Annotated in this window: 18 protein-coding genes; 13 read left to right on the top strand and 5 right to left on the bottom strand. The window is 64.7% G+C overall.

What is annotated here, in order from left to right:
- Positions 1–2 precede the first annotated feature (2 nt).
- Positions 3–2,792 carry a [protein-PII] uridylyltransferase gene (locus tag AC0L3J_RS02305; RefSeq protein ID WP_247285190.1) on the bottom strand — a complete coding sequence of 930 codons (2,790 nt, stop codon included), beginning with the start codon at positions 2,790–2,792 and terminating at the stop codon, positions 3–5.
- Between the two features lie 187 nt (positions 2,793–2,979).
- On the opposite strand from AC0L3J_RS02305, the gene AC0L3J_RS02300 reads away from it, so the two are divergent.
- The 6 genes from AC0L3J_RS02300 (at position 2,980) to AC0L3J_RS02275 (ending at position 9,380) form a co-directional block, all read left to right on the top strand.
- Complete coding sequence (locus tag AC0L3J_RS02300) at positions 2,980–3,951, top strand: aliphatic sulfonate ABC transporter substrate-binding protein (protein WP_473345768.1); 972 nt, start codon at positions 2,980–2,982, stop codon at positions 3,949–3,951.
- A 212-nt stretch (positions 3,952–4,163) separates the two neighbouring features.
- Positions 4,164–5,009, top strand: a complete 846-nt coding sequence (locus AC0L3J_RS02295; protein ID WP_473345767.1) for an ABC transporter permease — start codon at positions 4,164–4,166, stop codon at positions 5,007–5,009.
- A gap of 4 nt (positions 5,010–5,013) precedes the next feature.
- A complete protein-coding gene (locus AC0L3J_RS02290; protein WP_473345766.1) occupies positions 5,014–5,799 on the top strand; it encodes an ABC transporter ATP-binding protein in 786 nt (261 codons plus the stop codon).
- A gap of 53 nt (positions 5,800–5,852) precedes the next feature.
- Positions 5,853–6,362 (top strand): OsmC family protein, encoded by a 510-nt coding sequence (locus AC0L3J_RS02285; RefSeq protein ID WP_027566043.1) that lies wholly within the window; start codon positions 5,853–5,855, stop codon positions 6,360–6,362.
- Positions 6,363–6,539: 177 nt separating this feature from the next.
- Positions 6,540–7,343 (top strand): hypothetical protein, encoded by an 804-nt coding sequence (locus tag AC0L3J_RS02280; RefSeq protein WP_473345765.1) that lies wholly within the window; start codon positions 6,540–6,542, stop codon positions 7,341–7,343.
- Positions 7,344–7,703: 360 nt separating this feature from the next.
- The gene (locus tag AC0L3J_RS02275) at positions 7,704–9,380 is read left to right on the top strand and encodes a methyl-accepting chemotaxis protein (protein ID WP_473345764.1); all 1,677 of its coding nucleotides are present in this window, start codon (positions 7,704–7,706) and stop codon (positions 9,378–9,380) included.
- A gap of 109 nt (positions 9,381–9,489) precedes the next feature.
- On the opposite strand, the gene mutS is transcribed toward AC0L3J_RS02275, so the two are convergent.
- Complete coding sequence (gene mutS, locus AC0L3J_RS02270; protein ID WP_473345763.1) at positions 9,490–12,228, bottom strand: DNA mismatch repair protein MutS; 2,739 nt, start codon at positions 12,226–12,228, stop codon at positions 9,490–9,492.
- A 214-nt stretch (positions 12,229–12,442) separates the two neighbouring features.
- On the opposite strand from mutS, the gene pcaF reads away from it, so the two are divergent.
- The 6 genes from pcaF to AC0L3J_RS02240 all read left to right on the top strand — a co-directional run bounded on the left by pcaF (position 12,443) and on the right by AC0L3J_RS02240 (position 19,084).
- Positions 12,443–13,651: a 3-oxoadipyl-CoA thiolase gene (gene pcaF, locus AC0L3J_RS02265; protein WP_456767105.1), complete on the top strand. Its 1,209-nt coding sequence runs from the start codon at positions 12,443–12,445 to the stop codon at positions 13,649–13,651.
- A gap of 115 nt (positions 13,652–13,766) precedes the next feature.
- Positions 13,767–14,660 (top strand): dioxygenase family protein, encoded by an 894-nt coding sequence (locus tag AC0L3J_RS02260; RefSeq protein ID WP_473288398.1) that lies wholly within the window; start codon positions 13,767–13,769, stop codon positions 14,658–14,660.
- A 92-nt stretch (positions 14,661–14,752) separates the two neighbouring features.
- Complete coding sequence (gene pcaH / locus AC0L3J_RS02255) at positions 14,753–15,454, top strand: protocatechuate 3,4-dioxygenase subunit beta (RefSeq protein WP_027514573.1); 702 nt, start codon at positions 14,753–14,755, stop codon at positions 15,452–15,454.
- Complete coding sequence (gene pcaG, locus AC0L3J_RS02250; protein ID WP_027566037.1) at positions 15,455–16,045, top strand: protocatechuate 3,4-dioxygenase subunit alpha; 591 nt, start codon at positions 15,455–15,457, stop codon at positions 16,043–16,045.
- 207 nt (positions 16,046–16,252) lie between these two features.
- The gene (locus AC0L3J_RS02245; protein ID WP_473345761.1) at positions 16,253–17,944 is read left to right on the top strand and encodes a methyl-accepting chemotaxis protein; all 1,692 of its coding nucleotides are present in this window, start codon (positions 16,253–16,255) and stop codon (positions 17,942–17,944) included.
- A 48-nt stretch (positions 17,945–17,992) separates the two neighbouring features.
- Complete coding sequence (locus tag AC0L3J_RS02240) at positions 17,993–19,084, top strand: phosphotransferase (protein WP_473345759.1); 1,092 nt, start codon at positions 17,993–17,995, stop codon at positions 19,082–19,084.
- Between the two features lie 171 nt (positions 19,085–19,255).
- Here the strand turns inward: AC0L3J_RS02240 and AC0L3J_RS02235 are convergent, their stop codons facing one another.
- Genes AC0L3J_RS02235 through AC0L3J_RS02225 form a run of 3 tightly spaced genes read right to left on the bottom strand, consistent with a single transcriptional unit; the run spans position 19,256 to position 22,479 of the window.
- Positions 19,256–20,812 (bottom strand): MDR family MFS transporter, encoded by a 1,557-nt coding sequence (locus AC0L3J_RS02235; protein WP_456767109.1) that lies wholly within the window; start codon positions 20,810–20,812, stop codon positions 19,256–19,258.
- Between the two features lie 16 nt (positions 20,813–20,828).
- Complete coding sequence (locus tag AC0L3J_RS02230) at positions 20,829–22,004, bottom strand: HlyD family secretion protein (RefSeq protein WP_473345758.1); 1,176 nt, start codon at positions 22,002–22,004, stop codon at positions 20,829–20,831.
- Positions 21,997–22,479, bottom strand: coding sequence for a MarR family winged helix-turn-helix transcriptional regulator (locus AC0L3J_RS02225; protein ID WP_007598134.1), 483 nt, complete (start codon positions 22,477–22,479; stop codon positions 21,997–21,999). The genes AC0L3J_RS02230 and AC0L3J_RS02225 overlap by 8 nt, the downstream gene beginning before the upstream one ends.
- A 157-nt stretch (positions 22,480–22,636) precedes the next feature.
- Between AC0L3J_RS02225 and AC0L3J_RS02220 the strand changes: the two genes are divergently transcribed.
- On the top strand, positions 22,637–23,131 hold the full coding sequence (locus tag AC0L3J_RS02220) for a Fur family transcriptional regulator (protein ID WP_007598132.1): 495 nt from the start codon (positions 22,637–22,639) through the stop codon (positions 23,129–23,131).
- Positions 23,132–23,156 lie beyond the last annotated feature (25 nt).

Below are 23,156 nucleotides of genomic sequence, written 5' to 3'. Positions count from 1 at the left end.
GCTCACGCCGCGGGCTGAACCGCCTTGTCGCCGGCCATCACGTGGGTCAGCGCGCTCTTGATCGCGGCCTGGCGTGTCGGCGCGCTGATCTGCGCGCCCAGGAGATCGGTGACGTAGAACACGTCGCGGGCGCGCTCGCCGAAGGTCGCGACATGGGCCGAGGCGATGTTGAGGTTGAGCTTCGAGATCGCGGTGGTCAGTTCGTAGAGCAGGCCGGGCCGGTCGAGGCCGGACATTTCGATCACTGTGTAGCGGTCGGACCATTGGTTGTTGATGGTCACTTCCGGCTCGATCACGAACGGCCGCGCCTTGCCGCGCACGGTGCGCCGCGCCACCACTTCGGGCAGACGCAGCTTGCCTTCCAGCACGTCCTCGATCATCTCGCCGATGCGCGTCGCGCGCCGTCCCTCGTCCTCGTCGCGATCGTATTCCCTGGAGATCGAGATGGTGTCGAGCGCGCGACCGTCGGTCGTGGTGTAGATCTGGGCGTCGACGATGTTGGCGCCGGCCGAGGCACAGGCACCCGCGATGATCGACAGCAGCCAGGGATGGTCGGCGGCGAAGATGGTCAGCTCGGTGACGCCGCGCACCTCGTCGAAGCCGACATTGATCGCGAGCTTGTGGCCCGCCTGCTCGCTGGCACGGACGAAGCGCGCGTGGCGGATCTTGCGCGGCAGCTCGACCTTGAGCCAATAGGCCGGATAGTGCCGGCCGATATAGGCGTCGAGCTCCTCCGCCGGCCATTCCGCGAAGGCGTTGCGGAATTCGGCGTATGCGGCCGTGAGGCGCTTGCCGCGGTCAACCTCCGAGAAGCCGCCCGTCAGCACCGGTTCGGTCTCGTAGTACAGCGAGCGCAAGAGCTGCGCCTTCCAGCCGTTCCACACGCCCGGGCCGACGCCGCGGATGTCGGCGGTGGTCAGGATCGTCAAGAGCTTCATCTGCTCGACCGACTGCACCACGGCGGCGAAATTCTCGATGGTCTTGCGGTCGGAGAGATCGCGCGATTGCGCGACCGTGGACATCGTCAAATGCTCCTCGATCAGCCAGGCCACGAGCTCGGTGTCGGCCGGACTGAAGCCGAGCCGCGGGCAAAGCCGTCGCGCCACCTTGGCGCCGGCGATCGAGTGGTCCTCGGGCCGGCCCTTGGCGACGTCGTGCAGCAGCGTCGCGATGTAGATCACGGAGCGATGCTCCGGCCGGATCTTGCGCATCAGGTCGCTTGCCACCGCGAATTCCTCGATGCCGCCGCGCTCGATGTCCTGGAGGAAGCCGACGCAGCGGATCAAATGCTCGTCGACGGTGTAGTGATGATACATGTTGAACTGCATCATCGAGACGATCTTGCCGAAGGCGCGGATGAAATGGCCGAGCACGCCGGTCTCGTTCATCCGCCGCAGCACGATTTCCGCGTTGTCGGACGTCAGGATTTCCATGAACAGCCGGTTGGCCTCGGGATTCTCGCGCATCTGCGCGTTGATCAGGCCGAGCGAGCGCGTCACGTCACGCATCGCGTCCGGGTGGAAGGCGAGATTGTTCTTCTGCGCCAGGCGGAAGATGCGGATCAGATTGACCGGATCGTGCTTGAACACGTCGGGCGCGGCGACGTTGATGCGGTTGTTGTCGACGATGAAGTCGTCGCTGTCGGGCACCCGCCGCTTCACCGCGGTGGGGCGCAGCCGCGCCATCATCCGGCTCAGCACCGGTGCGGGCTTGGCCTGCTGGTCCTCGAGCTTGGCGCAGAGAATGGCGGTGAGGTTGCCGACTTCCTTGGCGACCAGGAAGTAGTGCTTCATGAAGCGTTCGACGTCCTGCATGCCGGGATGCGAGGTGTAGCCGAGCCGGACCGCGATCTCGCGCTGGAGGTCGAAGGAGAGGCGCTCTTCAGGGCGACCGGAGTAAAAGTGAAGATTGCAGCGCACCGACCAGAGGAAGTCGGCGCAGCGGCGGAAGGTGCGGTATTCCTGCGCGTCGAACACGCCGCGGTCGACCAGCTCGTCGGTGTCGCTCACGCGGTAGACGTATTTCGCGATCCAGAACAGCGTGTGCAGGTCGCGGAGCGCACCCTTGCCGTCCTTGACGTTGGGTTCGACCAGATATCGCGATTGGCCGCCGCGGCGATGCCGCTCCTCACGCTCGGCGAGCTTTGCGGTGACGAATTCGGACGCGGTGCCTTGCACGACCTCCTTGTCGAAGCGGGCGACCAGCTCGTCATAAAGCGGCCGGTCGCCGGTAAGGAAACGCGTCTCCAGGATCGCGGTGCGGATGGTCATGTCGCCGCGCGCCTGCCGGATCGACTCGTCGACCGAGCGCGTGGCGTGACCGACCTTCAGCCCCATGTCCCAAAGACAATAGAGGATGGCCTCGGCGACCTGCTCGCCCCAGGCGGTCTGCTTGTAGGGCAGGATGAAGAGCAGATCGATGTCGGACTCGGGAGCCATGAGGCCGCGGCCATAGCCGCCGGTCGCCACCACGGCCATGCGCTCGGCGCCGCTCGGGATCGGCGAGCGGTAGAGATGGCGGGTCGCGGCCGAATACAGGATGCGGATGATCTCGTCCTGCACGTGGCACAGCCGTTCGGCGCAGCGCCGGCCGTGACGGTCCTTCAGCAGGATCGTTTGTGCCGCGGCGCGCGACGCAATCAGCTCGGCCTTGAGCAGTTGCGCCATCGCGGTGCGGAATGCGTCCTCGCGTCCCTGGTGCTTCTCGGCAAGCGCGTCGACCGCGGCGGTGATCCGCGCGGTGTCGAAGCGATCGTCCACCTCGGCCTTCTGCTCAGTCGCAACGCTGTCCATGTCTCACCGGATATAAGAGGCGGCCGGCGCTGTCACCCGCCATTCTCTCGCAATAGTCATTCCATGCTGGAAAGGTGCGGCTTTGGGCAAAGCTGTTCTCAGCCGGCGCGCTTTCGAGGGATGGATTTTCTCGTTGATTTCTAGATATAACTCCTTGAAAAACAATGAAGTTTTGAGGAGGCCGGGCATGACCAGGATTACACGACGCATACTGCTGGCGGGAGCGGTCGCTCTTGCCGTGTCCCCCGCGGCGCGGGCGGCGGATCCGCTCAAGGAAATCCGTATCGACTGGGCGACCTATAATCCGGTGTCGATGGTCCTGAAGCAGAAGGGGCTCCTGGAAAAGGAGTTCGCCAAGGACGGCATCACCGTCATTTGGGTGCAGTCGGCCGGCTCCAACAAGGCGCTCGAATTCCTCAATGCGGGTTCGATCGACTTCGGCTCGACCGCGGGCTCGGCGGCGCTGGTCGCGCGTATCAACGGCAACCCGATCAAGTCGGTCTACGTCTATTCGCGCCCCGAATGGACGGCGTTGGTGACATCAAAGGATTCCAAGATCGCCGATGTCGCCGACCTCAAGGGAAAGCGCGTCGCGGTGACGCGCGGCACCGATCCGCACATCTTCCTGGTGCGCGCATTGCTTGGCGCAGGTCTTACCGAAAAGGACATCACGCCGGTGCTGCTCCAGCACGCCGACGGCAAGACCGCGCTGATCCGCGGCGACGTCGATGCGTGGGCCGGGCTCGATCCGATGATGGCGCAGGCCGAGGTCGAGGACGGCGCGAAACTGTTCTACCGCAAGGCCGACGCCAACACCTGGGGCATCCTCAATGTGCGCGAGCAGTTTTTGAAAGACTATCCGGATGTCGCCCGCCGCGTGCTTGCCGTTTACGAAGAAGCGCGAAAGTATTCGGTGGCGAATTACGATGAGCTCAAGAAGACCTTCATCGCCGTGACCAAGCTGCCGGAGCCTGTCGTCGACAAGCAGCTCAAGGAGCGTACCGAGCTGACCCACAGCCGCATCGGCGCGCCCCAGCGCGAGTCGATCCTCGCCGCGGGCCTCGCTTTGCAACAGGCCGGCGTGGTCGATGCCAAGGTCGATGTGAAGGCAACGCTCGATGCTCTGATCGACGACCGGGTCCCGCTGGCGACGAATTAAGGTGCTTTTTCCCTCCCCCCTTGTGGGGGAGGGTGCCTCGCGAAGCGAGGCGGGTGAGGGGTATCTTTCCTCACGATCAGTATTGCGAGCCGAGAGAACCCCTCATCCGGCGCTTCGCGCCACCTTCTCCCGCAAGGGGAGAAGGGAAAAGCAGCGGAAGGCTTGGCAAGAGTAGTGTTGCATTCCCTGACGAGACGCGCTTCCTACCGGCCATGATCTCTGACGCGCCAGTCTTGCAACAGACCACGGAACCGGCCGAAAGCGCCGCCGCGCCTTCGTGGTTGTCGCGTTATGCGCGTCCATTGCTGGGTGTGTTGCTGCCGCTCACCCTCGCGCTTGGCTGGGAACTCCTGGTCTGGCGCGGCTGGTCCAACGGCCGGCTGGTGCCGCCGCCCTCGCGCGTGTTCGCCACCATCGTTGATCTTGCCCGCTCCGGCGAGTTGGTCCGTCACATCGCCGCGACACTGTGGCGCGTCGGTCTTGGCTTTGCGTTCGGCGTGGTCGCGGGCACCTTGCTCGGCGCCATATCGGGCTACTGGTCGCTGGCGCGACGGCTGCTCGATCCGACCGTGCAGGCGCTGCGCGCGATCCCTTCCCTGGCCTGGGTGCCGCTGTTCATCCTCTGGCTCGGCATCTTCGAGACCTCGAAGATCGCGCTGATCGCGGTCGGCGTGTTCTTCCCGGTCTATCTCGGCGTGATGGGCGCGATCCTCATCGTCGATCGCAAGATCGTCGAGGTCGGTCGCACCTTCCGTCTCTCCGGACCCGCCATGATCCGGCGGATCCTGCTGCCCGCAGTGCTGCCGGCCTATGTCGTGTCCTTGCGCGTCGGTCTTGGTCTGGGCTGGATGTTCGTGGTGGCGGCCGAGCTGATCGGCGCGTCCGAAGGCCTCGGCTATCTCCTGCTCGACGGCCAGCAGCTCGGCAAGCCCGCGCAGATTCTCGCCGCCATCGTGATCTTCGCGATCCTCGGCAAGCTCACGGATTGGTTGATCGAGATCGCGGCTGCGCCCTTCCTGCGCTGGCAGGACGCCTTCGGACGTACAGTGGGAGCATAAGGCGATGCTGGCGCTCGACCGGGTCAGCAAGACCTATCCCAACGGCGTGCAGGCGCTGGCGCGCTTCTCCGCCGAGATCAGGGAAGGCGAGATCGTCGCCATCATCGGCGGCTCGGGCTGTGGCAAGTCCACGTTGCTGCGCGCCATCGCGGGCCTCGACCGCGCGAGCTCGGGCACGGTGACGCTCGACAACGAGGCGATCGCCGCGCCGCATGCCAAGATCGGCATCATCTTCCAGGAGCCGCGGCTGCTGCCCTGGCTCAGCGTCGCCGACAATATCGGCTTTGGGCTTGCCGATGGGCCCGCGACCGAGCGGCGGGAAAAGGTGGCGCGTGCGCTCGAGCGTGTCGGGCTCGCCGAGAAAGCCCAGGCCTGGCCGCGCGAGCTCTCGGGCGGGCAGGCACAGCGCGTCGCGATCGCCCGCGCGCTGGTGCCGCAGCCCGAGGTGCTCTTGCTCGACGAGCCGTTCTCGGCGCTCGATGCCTTCACCCGCAGGGATCTCCAGGATCATCTGCTCGATCTGTGGGCCGACACGCGGCCGACGCTCATCCTCGTCACGCATGACGTCGACGAGGCCGTGGTGCTGGCCGACCGCGTGCTGGTGATGCGGCCGCGGCCGGGCCGGCTGTTCGACCAGATCGAGATCAATCTCGGCCGGCCACGCGACCGCAATTCGCCGCTGTTCGAGAATTTCAAGCGAAGTGTGCTGACGTCACTCGACCGTTCGCTCGACCGCAGCGTGCCCGACCGTGACGCAACCCAGGGTCCCGGTCAGGCCATGTGGTGGTGACAATTTCTCTCCGAGCCGGTACATCGAGAAGCAATTTTACCGGGAGAGACAAAATGGACGCCGCAGCACTGCGCCAGATGCAGGCCCCGATCAAGGAGCGTTACAAGACCGACCCCAAGACCGCGATGATCACGTTGAAGGCCAAGGGCTCGACCGACAGCGAGGGCATCGCCTGCAAGGTCGAGACCGGCCGCGCCATCGCGATGGCGGGCTTGCATCCCGCGACCGGCGGCTCCGGCCTCGAGCTCTGCTCCGGCGACATGCTGCTGGAGGCGCTGGTCGCCTGCGCCGGCGTCACGCTGAAATCGGTCGCGACCGCGATCGAGGTGCCCTTGAAGACCGGCAACGTCTACGCCGAAGGCGATCTCGATTTTCGCGGCACGCTCGGTGTCGACAAGGAGACGCCGGTCGGCTTCGCCGAGATACGTCTGCGCTTCGACGTCGACACCGATGCGCCGCAAGACAAGCTCGACCTGCTGCTCAAGCTCACCGAGCGCTATTGCGTGGTCTATCAGACCATCAAGAACGGCCCGAAGGTCTCGGTGTCGATGCAGCGGATGTAAGGCGCGGACCGCAGTCCAACAATCGGTGTCGTCCTGGCGAAAGCCAGGACCGATTACCCCGACGCCGATTGTGTTGCGATACTGGCGACTACGACCGTCTAACACAGCGAAGCCCGTGGTTATGGGTCCTGGATCGGCGCTCACTCCGTTCGCTTGTCCAGGACGACGAAGAAAAAAATGTCCCCCGAGCTCCACTTCATCCTCATCCTCGTTCTTCGCATGATGGTCGCGGCGGCGTTCGTCGTGACGGCGTCGATCATCACCGAGCGCTCAGGGCCGGTGATCGGCGCGCTGGTCGCGACCTTGCCGGTTTCGGCCGGACCATCCTACGTCTTCCTCGCGCTCGACCACGATGCCGCCTTCATCGCGAAGGGCGCACTGTCGAGCTTGCCGGTCAATGCAGCGACGATCTTCATGTGCGTCACCTATGTGGTGCTGGCACAGCGGCGCAGTCTTCTGGTGAGTTGCGGAAGCGCGGTCGCGGTCTGGATCGTGTTCGCATCGATCATCAAGCAGTTCGACTGGCCGCTCACAGCCGGGCTCGCCGCCAATCTGATCGCGTTCGGCATCTGCATTCCGCTGCTCGTGGGCTATCGCCACGTGAAGATGCCGCTGGTGACGCGGCGCTGGTATGACGTGCCGATGCGGGCCGCGCTGGTCGCGACCCTCGTCGCGATCGTCGTCTCGACCTCGGGCTGGGTCGGTCCCCGGATCAGCGGCATCATTGCGCTGTATCCCGTGGTGTTCTCCAGCATCATGGTGATCCTGCATCCGCGCATCGGCGGTCCGCCGACCGCCGCGGTGCTGGCCAATTCGGCCTGGGGTCTGCTCGGATTCGGAATGGCGATCGCGGTGTTGCACGTGGCGGTCGTGTGGTTCGGCTCCGCCGTCGGACTCTCTGTTGCGCTTGGCACTTGCGTGACCTGGAATCTGACGCTGTGGTGGATGGGCCGGCGGAGGCTTCGAGGCCACGCTGCCTGACAACATCGTCGCGCAGACTTTTCAAGGCGAGCCGCAGGTCACCCGGAGTACTACGGTGGTGGGCTGACGTGTGGCGGCAACTGCAGCCTGCAGTGCACCTTTCATCCTTGCCAGGCATCGTTGCCCCGCTAAGTCATTGAATGATCATTCATCTGCCGATGCGTCGGCGCTCCGGTGCAGGTTTTTTTCGAGCGTTCTTCAATCACTCGCGCGTGCCATTTATCGATAGCTTAGTTAGCGGTTTGTTTCAGCTTGCGTCCTATACTTGGACTCGTTGGCGTCCAGTTTAGCATTCAACGCCATTTTTTTTCGGCCATCGGTCCATGGCACCGAGCACAACCAGATCAATTTGGAGACACCATGTTCAAGCGCAAGTCGAATAGCGGTGCATTGGTTATGATGGCTGCCAAGGCTGTGAGCGCCAACCTGATGGTGGCCGACAACGACCTGAACATCGTCTACATGAATGATGCGGTGACAGACCTGCTGCGCGCGGCTGAGCCCGATCTCAAGAAAGAGCTGCCCCACTTCAACGTGGCGACGCTCGTTGGAACCAACATCGATGTGTTTCATAAGAATCCCCAGCATCAGCGCAAGATGCTGGCGAGCCTCAGCGCGGTGCATCGCGCGATGATCCAGGTCGGTGGCCACAAATTCGACCTCGTCGCGACGCCGCTGAAGAACGAAGACGGCAGCCGGGCCGGAACTGTCGTGGAATGGTCCGATGCTTCGATCCGCCTTCAGAACCTCGACTTCGGGGGACAGGTTGCGGCCGCGAACCGCTCACAGGCGGTCATCGAGTTCGCGATGGATGGCACGGTCCTCACCGCCAACGAGAATTTCCTGCGTACGCTCGGATACACGATGAACGAGATCCAGGGCAAACATCACAGCATGTTCGTTCCGTCTGTCGAACGCGAAAGCCCGGCCTATCGCGAGTTCTGGGCTGCGCTCAACCGCGGCGAATATCAGGCCGCCGAATACAAGCGGATCGGCAAGGGCGCCAAGGAAGTCTGGATCCAAGCCTCATACAATCCCGTTTTCGACGAGAAGGGCAGGCCCACCAAGGTGGTGAAGTTCGCGACCGATGTCACTGAACAGAAGCTCAGGAATGCCGACCTTGCGGGCCAGATCGCGGCGATTGACAAGGCACAAGCCGTGATCGAGTTCAACATGGACGGCACGATCATCACCGCCAACCCCAATTTCCTCGGCGCTCTCGGCTATTCGCTGGCGGAGATCAAGGGCAAGCACCACAGCATGTTCGTCGAGCCGTCGGAGCGCGATGGCAATGACTATCGCGAGTTCTGGGCGGCGCTCAACCGCGGCCAGTACCAGGCGGCCGAATACAAGCGCATCGGCAAGGGTGGCAAGGAGGTCTACATCCAGGCCTCCTACAACCCGATCATGGATCTCAACGGCAAGCCGTTCAAGGTCGTGAAATATGCGACCGACGTCACGAAGCAGGTGCTGGTCCGCATGGGCAACGAGCGCGTCCGCAGCATGATGGAATCGGTCGCCGCGGGTTCGGAGGAGCTGAACGCCTCGGTGCGGGAGATTTCCGAGGCCATGACCAAATCGCGCGAGACCGCGATGAGCGCGGTGGAGCAGGTCGCGTCCGCTGATGCCCAGGCCCAGCGCCTCACTGAAGCGGCGCTGGCGATGAGCGGGATTGTCGAGCTCATCAACAACATCACCGGGCAGATCAACCTCCTGGCACTTAACGCCACCATCGAATCCGCCCGCGCCGGCGAAGCCGGTCGGGGCTTTGCGGTGGTGGCCTCGGAGGTCAAGAGCCTCGCCAACCAAGCCAAGCAGGCCACTGACAAGATCGGCGCGGAGATCGGCAGCCTCAACGGCATCTCCGGAGACGTCGTCACTGCCCTGGCTTCGATCAAGACGGCCATCAGCAACGTCAGCGAATATGTGACGTCGACGGCCGCGGCAATCGAAGAGCAAAGCACGGTGACCAACGAGATGTCGACCAGCATGCAACGCGCCGCTGCGGAAGCCGCGGCGATCTCGGCGAGGGCATAGCCAGCGCTCGGAACGGTAGGGTGGGTTAGCGGAGCGTAACCCACCTCTTTAGTTTCTGCGTGACAGAAGTGGTGGGTTCCGCCTTCGGCTAACCCGCCCTACGGCACCGTCACTGTTTCGGCAGCTTGGCCTTCAAGGCATACAGCGCATCAAGTGCTTCGCGTGGCGACATCTCGTCCGGATGCAGCGCCTTCACCGCGTCGATCAGCAGTTCGGCCTCGCTCAGTGGGGCGGCTTCTGCGGCAGCACGCGAGGGCACTGCGAACAGCGGCAGATCGTCGGCGAGCGCGCGCGCCGTCTGACCGCGGTCCTGGGCTTCCAGCTTCGCCAGTACCGATTTCGCGCGCGTAATCACGGCCGGCGGCAGGCCCGCGAGCTTGGCGACCTGGATGCCGTAAGAGCGGTCGGCCGAGCCCGGCAGCACCTCGTGCAGGAACACGACATTGCCCTGCCACTCCTTCACCCGCACCGTGGCGTTGAACATCCGCGGCAGCTTGGCCGAGAGCGCGGTCAGCTCGTGATAGTGCGTGGCGAACAGCGTGCGGCAGCGGTTGCTCTCGTGCAGATGCTCGATCGCGGCCCAGGCGATCGAGAGGCCGTCGAAGGTCGCGGTGCCGCGGCCGATTTCATCGAGGATCACGAGCGCGCGCTCGCCGGCCTGGTTGAGGATCGCAGCCGTCTCGACCATCTCGACCATGAAGGTGGAACGGCCGCGGGCGAGATCGTCGGCGGCGCCGACACGCGAGAACAGGCGGTCGATGATGCCGATCCGCGCGCGTGTCGCCGGCACGAAGCTGCCGATCTGGGCAAGCAACGCAATCAGCGCGTTCTGGCGCAGGAAGGTCGACTTACCGGCCATGTTCGGGCCGGTCAGCAACCAGAGCTGGCCGGATTTTTGCGCAGGGCCCGGCGAGAGATCGCAGGCATTGGCGATGAACGGCTCGCCATTGCGCTTCAAGGCCTGCTCGACCACCGGATGACGGCCGGCCTCGATGGCAAAGCCGAGAGACGAGTCCACCTCGGGCCGTACATAGTTCTCGTCGATCGCCAGCTTGGCAAGCGACGTCGCGACGTCGAGCAGCGCAAAGGCGTGGGCGGCGGCGCGCAGCTCCTCGCTGATTGCCAAAGCCTTGGCGCAGAGCCGCTCGAAAATCTCGAGCTCGAGCCCGAGTGCGCGGTCGCCGGCATTGGCGATCTTGGCTTCGATCTCCCCGAGCTCCGAGGTGGTGAAGCGGACCTGGCCGGCCAGCGTCTGGCGGTGGATGAAAGTCGCGTTCAGCGGCGCCGACATCAGCTTGTCGCCGTGCTGCGCGGTAACTTCGACGAAATAGCCGAGCACGTTGTTGTGCCGGATCTTGAGACCCTTCACACCCGTGTTGTCGGCGTAGCGCGCCTGCATCGAGGCCACCACCAGGCGCGAGGCGTCGCGCAGGTTTCGCGTTTCGTCCAGCGCGGGCTCATAGCCCTGTCGAACGAACCCGCCGTCGCGCTTGATCAGCGGCAGTTGATCGTCGAGCGCCCGGGCGAATTCCGCCGCGAGCTCGCGCGATGGCCTTTGCAGCGCCGCCGTCACCGCGGCGATCTCCTGCGGCGGCTGGTCGAGTTCGTCAAGCCGCGTCAGCACCTGGTCGGCGGCGATGATGCCGTCGCGCAGGCCGGCGAGGTCGCGCGGCCCGCCGCGGCCGACGGATATACGGGCCAGCGCCCGCGACATGTCCGGGGCGCCGCGCAGGATGCTGCGGATGTCCTCGCGCGCGGCCGAGTCGGCAACGAAGCTGCCGACGGCATCGAGCCGCCGCGCAATCGCCGTCGCATCGGTCAGCGGCGCGGCAAGCCGCTGCGCCAGCAGGCGCGAGCCAGCCGAGGTCACCGTGCAGTCGATCGCATCGAGCAGCGAACCGCGGCGTTCTCCGGCCAGCGTCCGCGTCAGTTCGAGATTGGCGCGGGTGGCGGGATCGATCGCCATGGTCGCACCCGAGGCTTCGCGCGCAGGCGGCGACAGCGGCGGATGTTTGCCGACCTGGGTGCGGTCAACATAGGTGACGGCAGCGGCGGCAGCAGTGGCTTCCAGCCGCGTGAGCTGCGACAGTCCGTCCATGGTCGCGACGGCAAAATAGTCGCACAGCCGCTTCTCGGCGGTGGCGCCGTCGAAGACGTCGCGGGTCAGCGGCGTCACCGCCGGCAGCTCGCGCAGGGTCTGCCCAAGCTCGCTATCGTTATAGAGTGCGTCGGTGACGATCACCTCGTTCGGATTGATGCGCGCGAGCGTCGCGGCGAGTTCGCCGCCCGAACATTCCGTCACCATGAATTCGGCGGTCGAGATGTCGATCCAGGCGAGGCCAAAGCGGTCACCGCCCGCCGATGAGCGTGCGCGCGCCAGCGCCAGCAGGTAATTGTTGGCGCGCGCGTCGAGCAGCGTGTCCTCGGTCAGCGTGCCCGGCGTGACCAGGCGCACCACGCCGCGCCGCACGACGCTCTTGTTGCCGCGCGCCCTGGCGGCGGCGGGATCCTCGGTCTGCTCGCACACCGCGACCCGGTGGCCGCCGGCGATCAGCCGGTGCAGATAATCCTCGGAGCGCTCGACCGGCACGCCGCACATTGGGATATCGGCGCCTTGATGCTTGCCGCGCTTGGTCAGGACGATGCCGAGTGTCCTGGAGGCGATCTCGGCGTCCTCGAAGAACAGCTCGTAAAAGTCGCCCATCCGGTAGAACAGTAGCAGGCCCTGATGCGCCGCCTTGATTTCAAGGTATTGTTCCATCATCGGCGTGACGCGCGCGGCGGCTTCCGCCTGCGGCGCGGGCGTATCGTCGGGGGGCGGTACAGGGATCGGTTGTTGCATTGTCATGGGCGGCGCAACCTACAAAATTTCGCCCCGCGCTCCTATCGCTTTGGCCGGGAAGGGGAGGTTTTCCACGTTGTCCGCTCCGCGGCATGCGCCGCAGGCGTGCACGTCCCCGGAACACGCGCGCCCCAGTCAATTGACCTGCCGCGGGCACCCTCCTAAAACTCCGCCGACATTGAAGAATTTGGCCGGACCGCGGCAATCAGGGAGAACAACGATGCGTGACGTCTTTATCTGCGATGCCGTGCGGACCCCGATCGGCCGGTTTGGCGGATCGCTCGCCAAGGTGCGTGCCGACGACTTGGCGGCGGCCCCGATCAAGGCTCTGATGGCCAAGCACCCCAATCTCGATTGGGCACAGGTTGACGAGGTCTTCTTCGGCTGTGCCAACCAGGCCGGCGAGGACAACCGCAACGTTGCACGCATGGCGCTCCTGCTTGCGGGTCTGCCGGATTCGGTTCCGGGCCAGACCCTGAACCGGCTCTGTGCCTCCGGCCTCGATGCGGTCGGCGCCGCCGGCCGCGCCATCCGTTCCGGCGAGATCGAGCTTGCGATTGCCGGCGGCGTCGAATCCATGACGCGTGCGCCCTTCGTGATGGGCAAGGCGCAGGAGGCGTTCTCGCGCTCGGCTGAGATCTTCGACACCACGATCGGCTGGCGCTTCATCAATCCGCTGCTGAAGGCGCAGTATGGTGTCGACGCGATGCCCGAGACCGGCGAAAACGTCGCCGAGGAATTCCAGGTCTCGCGCGCCGATCAGGACGCCTTCGCGATCCGCTCGCAGCAGCGCGCGGGCGTCGCGATCGCGGCCGGCTATTTCGCCGAGGAGATCATCCCGATCACCATTCCCGGCGGCAAGGCGGGCCCTGTGACCGTCGACAAGGACGAGCATCCGCGTCCCGAGACCACGCTGGAAGCCCTGACCAAGCTCAGGCCGATCGTGCGCAATCCCGGCACGGTGACCGCCGGCAACGCCTCCGGCGTCAATGACGGCGCCGCCGCGATGATCCTGGCGTCCGAGGCAGCCGTGAAGAAGCACGGCCTGACGCCGCGCGCGCGCATCCTCGGCCTCGCTTCGGCCGGCGTGCCGCCGCGCATCATGGGCATTGGACCTGTGCCGGCCACCCGCAAGCTGATGGAACGTCTCGGCAAGAAAATCAGCGATTTCGACCTGATCGAACTCAACGAAGCCTTTGCCTCGCAGGGTATCGCCTGCATGCGCCAGCTCGGCGTTGCCGACGATGCCGATTTCGTCAATCCGCATGGCGGCGCGATCGCACTCGGTCATCCCCTCGGCATGAGCGGCGCGCGCCTTGCGCTCACCGCGGTGCACGGCATGGAAAAGCGCGGCGGCAAGCTGGCGCTCGCCACCATGTGCGTCGGCGTCGGCCAGGGCGTCGCCGTCGCTATCGAGAAGCTGAACTGACGGGACGCGAAGCGCGCCGTCATCCCGGGGCGGTGCATTTGCGCCGAACCCGGGATCTCGAGATTCCGGGTTCAGCCCTGTCGGGCTGCCCCGGAACGACAGGGAGAACCGTGCCATGATCATCGCGAGCGAGCAGGACGTCACGGCTGCGGCATTGGCGGTGATGGAGCAGACGTCCAATCCCCGGCTGCGCCAGATCATGGTCTCCCTGGTCAAGCATTTGCACGGCTTTGTCCGCGACGTTCGCCTGACCGAGAAGGAATTCCGCGACGCCACGGCTGTGATCGCCGAGCTCGGCAAGCTCTCGACCGACACGCATAACGAGGTCGTGCTGATGGCAGGCTCGCTCGGCGTCTCGCCGCTGGTGTGCCTGCTGAACAACGGCGATGAGGGCAACACGGAAACCGACCAGTCGCTGCTCGGACCGTTCTGGCGGCTGAACTCGCCGCGGGTGGAAAATGGCGGATCGATCGTCCGCTCCGAGACCCCAGGCGCGCCGCTGTTCGTCAACGGCCGCGTCGTGGACAGGGACGGCCGTCCCGTCGCCGGCGCCGAGGTAGACGTCTGGCATGCGTCGCCGGTTGGTCTCTATGAAAACCAGGACCCCGAGCAGGCCGACATGAACCTGCGCGGCAAGTTTACGACCGACCAGGACGGAGCCTTCTCTTTTCGCTCCGTGATGATGGTTGGCTATCCCATTCCGACCGACGGCGTGGTCGGCCGCCTCCTGGAGGCGCAGAGCCGGCATCCCTATCGTCCCGCGCACCTGCACGCGTTGGTCTTCAAGGCCGGATTCAAGGTGCTGATCTCGCAGGTCTACGACCCCGCCGATCCGCATATCGATAGCGACGTGCAGTTCGGCGTGACGAAGGCACTGGTCGGCAAGTTCCTGCGCCATGACACGCCACACCCGACCGAGCGCGACGTGGCGACGCCGTGGTATTCGCTCGACCATGTCTACCGGCTCGAAGCCGGCGAGGCCGTCCTGCCGCGTCCGCCGATCAAATAGGGCGCAAAGCCGCTTCCCCCAATTAGTTATATCCTATAATGATTGGCGGAAGCGTTGACCGGTCGGAAAAGGGCCGGGGGAGGAGTTCGCCAATGACATTCATCTATCCCGTCGACAGCAACACGGCGCATCCGTTGCCGCTGTCGCCCGAGTACAAGAGCTCGATCAAGCGCGCGCCGAACAAGCCCTTGATCCCGATGCGCCATACGCTGTCGGAGCTGACCGGCCCGGTCTACGGCCACGAGACCGTGCGCGAGGGCGACAACGACCTCACCACCCAACACACCGGCGAGCCGCTCGGCGAACGCATCATTGTGCACGGCCATGTGCGCGATGAGGACGGCCGCGGCGTGCCGAACTCGCTGGTCGAGATCTGGCAGGCCAATTCCTGCGGCCGTTACGTTCACGTCCGCGACCAGCATCCGGCGCCGCTCGATCCGAACTTTACGGGCGCCGGTCGCACCGTGAGCGACGCCTCCGGTTACTACCGTTTCGTCACGATCAAGCCTGGCGCCTATCCTTGGGGCAATCATCACAACGCCTGGCGTCCCGCACACATCCATCTCTCGGTGTTCGGCCATTCCTTCGTCACGCGTCTCGTGACGCAGATGTACTTCCCGGCCGATCCGCTATTCCCGTTCGATCCGATCTTCAATTCGGTGCCGGACGAGAAGGCGCGGGCGCGGATGGTGTCATCGTTCGATCTCGAGAACACCCAGCCCGAATGGGCGCTGTGTTACCGCTTTGACATCGTGCTGCGGGGCAAGAACGCTACCCCTATGGAGAACCATTAAGTGCAGGACAATGGGATCACGCCGTCGCAGACCGTCGGCCCGTTCTTCAAATATGGCCTGACGCCGACCGGCGAATACGCCTGGAACGATGCGTTCACCAACTCGACACTGACACCCGACGTCACCGGAGATCGCGTCCGGATCGAGGGCCGCGTGTTCGACGGTGACGGCGTCGTCGTGCCCGACGTCATGCTGGAGATCTGGCAGGCCGACGCGCAGGGGCGCTTCGCCGATCCGCAGGACAAGCGCGCGCTGCCGAATGCGAGCTTCCGTGGCTTTGCCCGCTGCGGCACCGACAAGGACGGCAATTATTCCTTTGAAACCATCAAGCCGGGCGCGGTGCCCGATCCCGACGGCAAGCCGCAGGCACCGCATATCCTGCTTGCGGTGTTTGGCCGCGGCATGTTGCGGCATCTCTATACCCGCATCTACTTCAGCGACGAGGCCGGCAATGCCGCCGATCCCGTGCTGGCGGTGGTGCCCGCCGACCGTCGCGCCACGCTGACGGCTGTGCGCGAGGCCGGCAAGCCGGTGTACCGGCTCGACCTGCGGCTTCAGGGCGACAACGAAACGGTGTTTTTCGACGTGTGAGTCCAGCGTCGTCCCGGACAGGCGGAGCGCCGACCCGGGACGACAGCGGGGGACGGACCCAGGCTTCGCTGCCCGAAACCGTTCACATGACGCCGTTTCCCGTATTTTTCCGGAGTTCGCGCGATGCAATTTCCGCGCGATGCAATCCCGTGTTTACCGTAATCCTTTAGGGTCCGTGGGATTCGGCGCGGCCCATTGGATTGTTCCATGAAAATTCGCCTTTCGCTTTCTTCCGCAATCATTGCTTTCGGCATCGTTCTGGCGATCGGTTTCACCGCGGTGGTCTCCACCAGCCTTTACGCCTTGAAAGAGCTCAAGGTCGGCGGCCCGCTCTATTCCGACATCAAGCTCGGCAACGATCTCATCGCCGACATCCTGCCGCCGCCGGAATATGTGATCGAGGCCTATCTCGAGGCTACGCTCGCCATGCGCGAGCCCGACCAGCTGGCGGCCCATGGCGAACGGCTGGTCCAGCTCCGCAAGGATTACGACGAGCGCAAGGCATTCTGGGTCACCTCCAGCCTCTCGGCCGACTTGAAGACCGCCCTGGTGTCGAAATCGGACGCCGAGGTGCAGAAGTTCTGGAAGCTGTTGTCCGACCAGCTCCTCCCCGCGCTTAAGGCCAAGGACACCGCCGCCTCCGAGCGCGCCTACGCGCAGCTCAAGGACGCCTACACCGCGCATCGCGCCATCATCGACAGCATCGTCGAGAGCGCCAACAAGCAGAATGCCGACATGGAGAAGCTGGCCGCGGACCGCGACAGCTCCATGCTTTATATCCTCCTCGGCGTCTCCGCCGCCGTCCTCGCCTTCATTGCGGCGGGCCTGCTCGGCGTCGCCCTCGGCGTGATGCGCCCGATCGTGCGCATGACCAGCACGATGCAAAAGCTCGCGACCGGCGATCTCGCCGCCGACATTCCTTTCGCGCACCGGCAGGACGAGGTCGGCTCGATGGCGGGCGCGCTCCTCGTGTTCAAGCAGGCGGCGGTCGAGAATTCCCGCCTGCGCGAGGAGCAGTTGCAGAAGGCGCAGGAGGCGGCGCTCGCCAAGCGCGGCGCCCTGCACCAGATGGCCGAAACCGTCGAGCGCGAGACCGGCCGCTCGGTCGACACCGCGAGCGCCGCAACGCAAGGCGTGGAGCGTGCCGCCTCCAGTCTGTCCGAGATCGCAAGGTCGCTCTCGACACAATCGCAGGCCGTCGCAGCCGCCTCCAACCAGGCTCTCGGCAGCTCGCAGACTGTCTCGGCCGCAGCTGAAGAACTCAGTGCTTCGATCCGCGAGATCGCAACCCAGGTCGCGCGGACCAGCACGGTGACGAAATCGGCGGTCGCTGGTCGGGAACAGGCGCGCTCGACCATCCAGACGCTGGCCGGATCGGTGAAGAAGATCGCCGAGGTCTCCGACCTCATCGGCGGCATCGCCGGCCAGACCAATCTGCTGGCACTCAACGCCACCATCGAGGCGGCGCGCGCCGGGGAGGCCGGCCGTGGCTTCGCGGTGGTCGCCGCCGAAGTGAAATCCCTGTCCGACCAGACCGCCAAATCCACCGAGGAGATCGCGCGGCTGATTGCCGAGATCCAGGCCTCGACGCAGGCCGCAGTCGATGCCGTCGAAACCATGGGAGGTCACATCGTCGAGATCGACGGCGTCGCCACCTCGGTTGCCGCCGCGATGGAAGAGCAGGACGCCGCGACGCGAGAGATCACGCGGTCGATCTCCGAATCGGCGTCCGCGGCCAAGGAGGTCTCGGCCAAGATCGGTGATGTCAGCCGCGACGCCGCCTCCGTGAACGAGCGCGCCGCGGAGGTCAGACAGGCGATCGCCGGCATGGCGGCCAATCTCGAACAGCTCAGGTCGGTCGTCGTCAGGACCGTGCGCGACTCGACCGCCGCGGCTTGAGCCGGGCGCGACGTCGTTCGCTGGCGCCTGCGGCCGTGATCGTGCAGGATGACGCGGGGCAGGGGCATCGTGGTTATGACAACTCCACAATTGCCGGCGGTCGTTGAGCCCGCCCAACTGACAGCTGCGCTGCGCAGGAGTGGCGTGCTGGACGCTGGTGCAGTGCGCGAAGTGAAGGTGCTGCATCAGCGCGACACCGTCGTCTCACACATCGTTCGCCTCGGCCTGCGCTATGTCGGCGAGTCGGCCGGTGCGCCGCAATCGCTGATTCTGAAGACTGCGAATTCCGACTTCGCCGAGACGCTTGCAGATGCGGGTCGACAGGAAGTGGCTTTCTACACAGAGCTTGCGCCAAGCATGCCGCAGGGGCTCGTGCCGCGCTGCTTCGACGGGAGTTTCGACGAGGAGAGCCTCGGTTGGCACCTGCTGCTCGAGGATCTCACCGACAGCCATGAGATCGCGACCCAATGGCCGCTGCCGCCGTCACGTGAGCAGGCGGTGGCGATCGTCACGACGCTGGCACGCTGGCATGCGGCATGGTGGGACCATCCTGGTCTCGGTGATACCGTCGGGACCTGGGCGAGCCCCGAGGACCGCATGCAGCACATGGAGACCTTCGCCGGCCATTACGACCGTTTTGCCGATCTGCTCGGCGACCGCCTTAGCGAAGAGCGCCGCACCCTCTACCGCTGCCTGATCGAGCAGTCGGCCCGGCTATCTCAGCGCTATCATTCGCGACGTCACATCAGCATTGCCCATGGTGATGCCCATATCTGGAATTTCCTGCTGCCGCGGCCCGGCGTCGCGGATACCGCGCGCATCTTCGATTTCGACCAGTGGCGCATCAACGTGCCTACGAGTGACCTCGCCTACATGATGGCGATGCAGTGGTATCCGGACCGCAGGCAGATGCTCGAGCGGCCGCTGCTCAACCTTTACCACGAGACGCTGATCGCCAGCGGCGTCAGCGGCTACACGCGCGGCGCACTCGATCAGGACTATCGTCTATCGGCGCTCTGGCACATCACGAGGCCGGTCTGGCAATGGAGCATCAACCTCCCGCCGGTGATCTGGTGGAATAATCTGGAGCGGGTGATGATGGCGGTCGAGGATCTGGGCTGCGAGGAATTGTTGGGGTAGGTGCACTGCACGCTCGCCGTCGTCCTGGCGAAAGCCAGGACCCATTACCCCAGGGAAAGCCTGTAGAGCGAAGCTGAAAATCGCGGGTCTTCGCCAAACTCCTCCCGGGGGTAATGGGTCCTGGATCTGCGCTTCGCTTGTCCAGGACGACAGTGGGGGGTTCAAGGCCTTCTACTCCATCACCGCGTGCTCCGGCCCGGCCGCCTGCTTGCGCAGGGTGGCCTTGGTCGAGCCGATCAGCAGGGCGAGCGGGATGGTGCAGAGGATGAAGAACATCACCAGCTCGTAGTCGTGCGCGAAGGCGATGATCTGCGCCTGCACGCTGACCATGCGATCAGCCATGGCGCGGCCGGCGTCGGTGGAGAGATTGATCATGCCGCTGACGCTGGGCATCTGGAGCGCGTGGTTGAATGGGTTGATGTGCTCGGACAGGATCGCATAGGTCCGCCGTGTACCCTGCGTCAGCTGGGCGATGACGACGGAAATGCCCACCGAGCTCGCGACGTTGCGCATCAGGGTCAGCATCGCGGTGCCGTCGGTGCGCAGCTCATTCGACAAGGTCAGGAACGCCACCGTCGATAGCGGCACGAAGACGAGGCCGAAGCCGAAGCCCTGGATGACGCTGACGGTCACGATCTCCGGCACCTGGGTCAAATCGGTCCAGCCGGTCATCTGGAACAGCGAGCCCGCGGTCAGCGTCAGGCCGGTGATGATCAGCGTGCGGGCCTCGATGTAACGCATCATGCGGCCGACCAGCATCATGGCGAAGAAGGTGCCGAAGCCGCGGCTCGCCAGCAGCAGGCCCGCGGTGATGATGGGATAGCCGATCACGTTCTGCATGTAGGGCGAGGCCAGCGCCATGGTCGAGAACAGCACGAGGCCCATCACGACCATGAACATGCAGCCGGTGACGAAGTTGCGATCCCTGAAGAGCGCGAAGCGGATGAACGGCGTCGAGGTCGTGAAGGAGTGCGCGATGAAGAAGTAGAAGGCGACTGCCGAGACGATGAACTCGGCAAGGATCTCGGCCGATTCGAGCCAGCCCAATTGCTCGCCGCGGTCGAGCGCGAGCTGAAGCGAGCCGATTGCGACCGCCAGTGCCGCGAAGCCGAACCAGTCGAATCTGAGACTGAGATCCTTCCGGGTCTCGTCCATGAAGATGATCAGCCCGATCACGGTGATGGCGCCGAACGGCAAATTGACGAAGAACACCCAGTGCCAGGAATAAGTCTCGGTCAACCAGGCGCCGAGCGAGGGACCCATGATCGGCCCCATCATCACGCCCATGCCCCAGATCGACATCGCCTTGGCGCGTTCCTGGAGCGTGTAATAGTCGAGCATCACCGATTGCGACAACGGCACCAGGGCGGCGCCGAACACGCCCTGCAGCAGGCGGAATAGCACCATCTGGTTGATGTCCTGCGCAAGCCCGCACAGCACCGATGCCATGGTGAAGCCGGCCGAGCAGATGATGAAGATACGCTTGCGGCCGAAGCGGTTGGCGATCCAGCCCACCGGCGCGGTCATGATCGCGGCGGCGACGATGTAGGAGGTCAGCACCCAGTTGATCTGATCCTGCGAAGCCGACAGCGTGCCCTGCATGTAGGGCAGGGCGACGTTGGCGATGGTGGTGTCCAGCGCCTGCATGATGGTTGCCGTCATGGCGCAGATCGTCACCATGTTCCGGCGCAGGCCGGGAACCATCAAATGGGCATTGGGGCCGGACATCGGATCAGTCCTTGTCTCAGTCTTTGTCCGTATCTTTGTCCTGGCTCGCGGTCGCCGACAGGCCGAGCAGGCCGGCGAGCGAGCGCCGGTGACCGGTATCGATCGTGGCGTAGACGCTCATGCCGGCCTTCAGCTTGCGCACGGATTTATCGGTCTCGTCGAAATAGATGCGGATCGGCACGCGCTGCACCACCTTGACGAAATTGCCGCTGGCGTTCTGCGGCGGCAGGATCGCGAATTGCGCGCCGGTGCCGGGCGAGAGCGAGCCGATCTTGCCCTTGAAGGTATGGTTCGGGAACGCGTCGACCTCGAGCGTGACCGGCTGTCCTTCGGTGACATAGGTGAGGTCGCTCTCCTTCGGATTGGCGTCGACCCAGGGATGGGCCACGTCGATGATGGAGAACACCGGCGTGCCGGCAGCGACGTAGCGGCCGAGCTGGATCTGCTCGACTTGTGTTGCCACGCCATCCATCGGCGCCCGCAGCACGGTGTGGTCGAGGTTGCGCTGGGCATCGTCCAGCTTGGCTTTGGCTTGCGCGTAGGCGGGGAACTGCTCCAGCGGCAATTCGGGATTGCCGAGCAATTGCGTCCTGGCATTGGAGAGTTGCTGCTTGATGTATTGCGCCTGCGCGCCGGCGGTCACCAGTGCATTCGACGCGTTGTCGAGATCGAGCTGCGAGCCGTAATTGTTCTTCACCAGCGACTGCTTGCGTTCGACGTCGCGCTGCTTGAGGTCCATGCCCTGCTGGGCGAGATTGAGCATGTCGCCGTAGATCTTGATGTTGGCAACGAGATTGTCATAGGTGACGCGGGCTTGGGCGAGTTGCGCTTTGGCTTCTTCCAATGCGTGACGGAACGGAGCGGGGTCGATCTCGAACAGCTCGTCGCCGTGCTTGACGATCTGGCCTTCCTTGACGACGACCTTCTGGATTTTGCCGGAGATATCGGGCGTCACCAGCACCTTCTGGGCGCCGACATAGGCGTCGTCGGTGCCGACGTAACGGCCGCCATTGAGATAGAAGGTGAAGCCGGCAGTCGCGACGACGAGCGGCAGCACGACCAGGAGCAGCACGCGGCGATAGCGGCGCAGGCCCGCCACCAGGCGGCGGCGCGGATTGGTGCCGGCTTTCTTGGTGGGCTTGCCGCCGTCGATTTTCTGCTCGGGCTGGAACTTGAGAACCTGATCAGCCATAGCGCTGCTCCTTACGCGCTTGTTCCGCTCCGCTGGTCTGGATCGCGGACCGCACGTTTTCCTTGATTGTTTCGAGTTGGGTGAGGAGGCGGTGGGCGTCCGCCGGAGTGATGCCATCGAGCGCGTTGGCCGTGAGCTCGGACTTCAGCCCGCTCATCCGCCCGAGCAATTGCCGCCCGGCCTTCTTCAGGTACAGCCGCTTGACGCGGCGGTCCGAAGGATCGTTGCGTCGCTCGATCCAGTCGCTGTCGCAGAGCTTGTCGATCAGGCGTGTCAGCGTGATCGGCTGCACCTCGAGAAGCTCGGCGAGCTCCGACTGCTTCATGCCTTCGCTGCGCTCGACCTTGGCCAGCACCGCCCATTGCGCGCGGGTGATGCCGAAGCGCGAGGCTTCCTTGTCGGCATAGACCCGGAGCAGGCGATAGAGCTCGGCGAGCGTAAACAGGAAATTCTGGTCCACGGGCCCTGGGCTCATGAGCTTGGTCTCCAATAAGCTTGGAATATAATAAGCAAGCTTATGATTATTTCATGGCGGGTTTGCGGGACACTGTCCCGCAGGCCAAGCATGGCTGATGGCCGCACCGCCGGTCCTGCTTTGGGTTCCTCTTTCGAAATGCTAGAACGCCGGTCGCATGACCCTCGCAAAACCGGCATTTCCCGCGCCCGACCACGATCACGGCCGCTGCACCGCGGATGCGCTGGCGCATGCCGAGGCCGTCTGCGGAGAGCGCGCGCAGAAATTCACGCCGATACGCCGCCATGTGCTGGGGGCGCTGCTCTCGAGCCACCGGCCGCTCGGCGCCTATGAGGTGATCGACGAACTGGCAAAGTCGATGCCGCGGCCGGCGCCGATCACGGTCTATCGTGCTCTCGATTTCCTGATGGCCAACGGCCTCGTGCACCGGATCGAAAGCCGCAACGCCTATCTCGCCTGCGCCGCTCACGATCACGACGCGACCTCGGCGGTGACGTTCCTGATCTGCGAGCGCTGTGGCCTGGTCGGCGAGATTCCGTCGGCTTCCTTCGCCAAGGACCTCAACGCCGCCGCGCGCAGCTCAGGCTTCGCTCCCAAATTGTCCGTGGTGGAAATCACGGGCGTTTGTGCCCATTGTCAGAAAGCTGCATAGAGCAACAACGGCGCAAAGCCGGTTT

Source organism: Bradyrhizobium sp. Kon37 (assembly GCF_055807535.1).
Note: the sequence above shows the minus strand (reverse complement) of the source record. Positions and strands in the feature narration are given on the sequence as shown.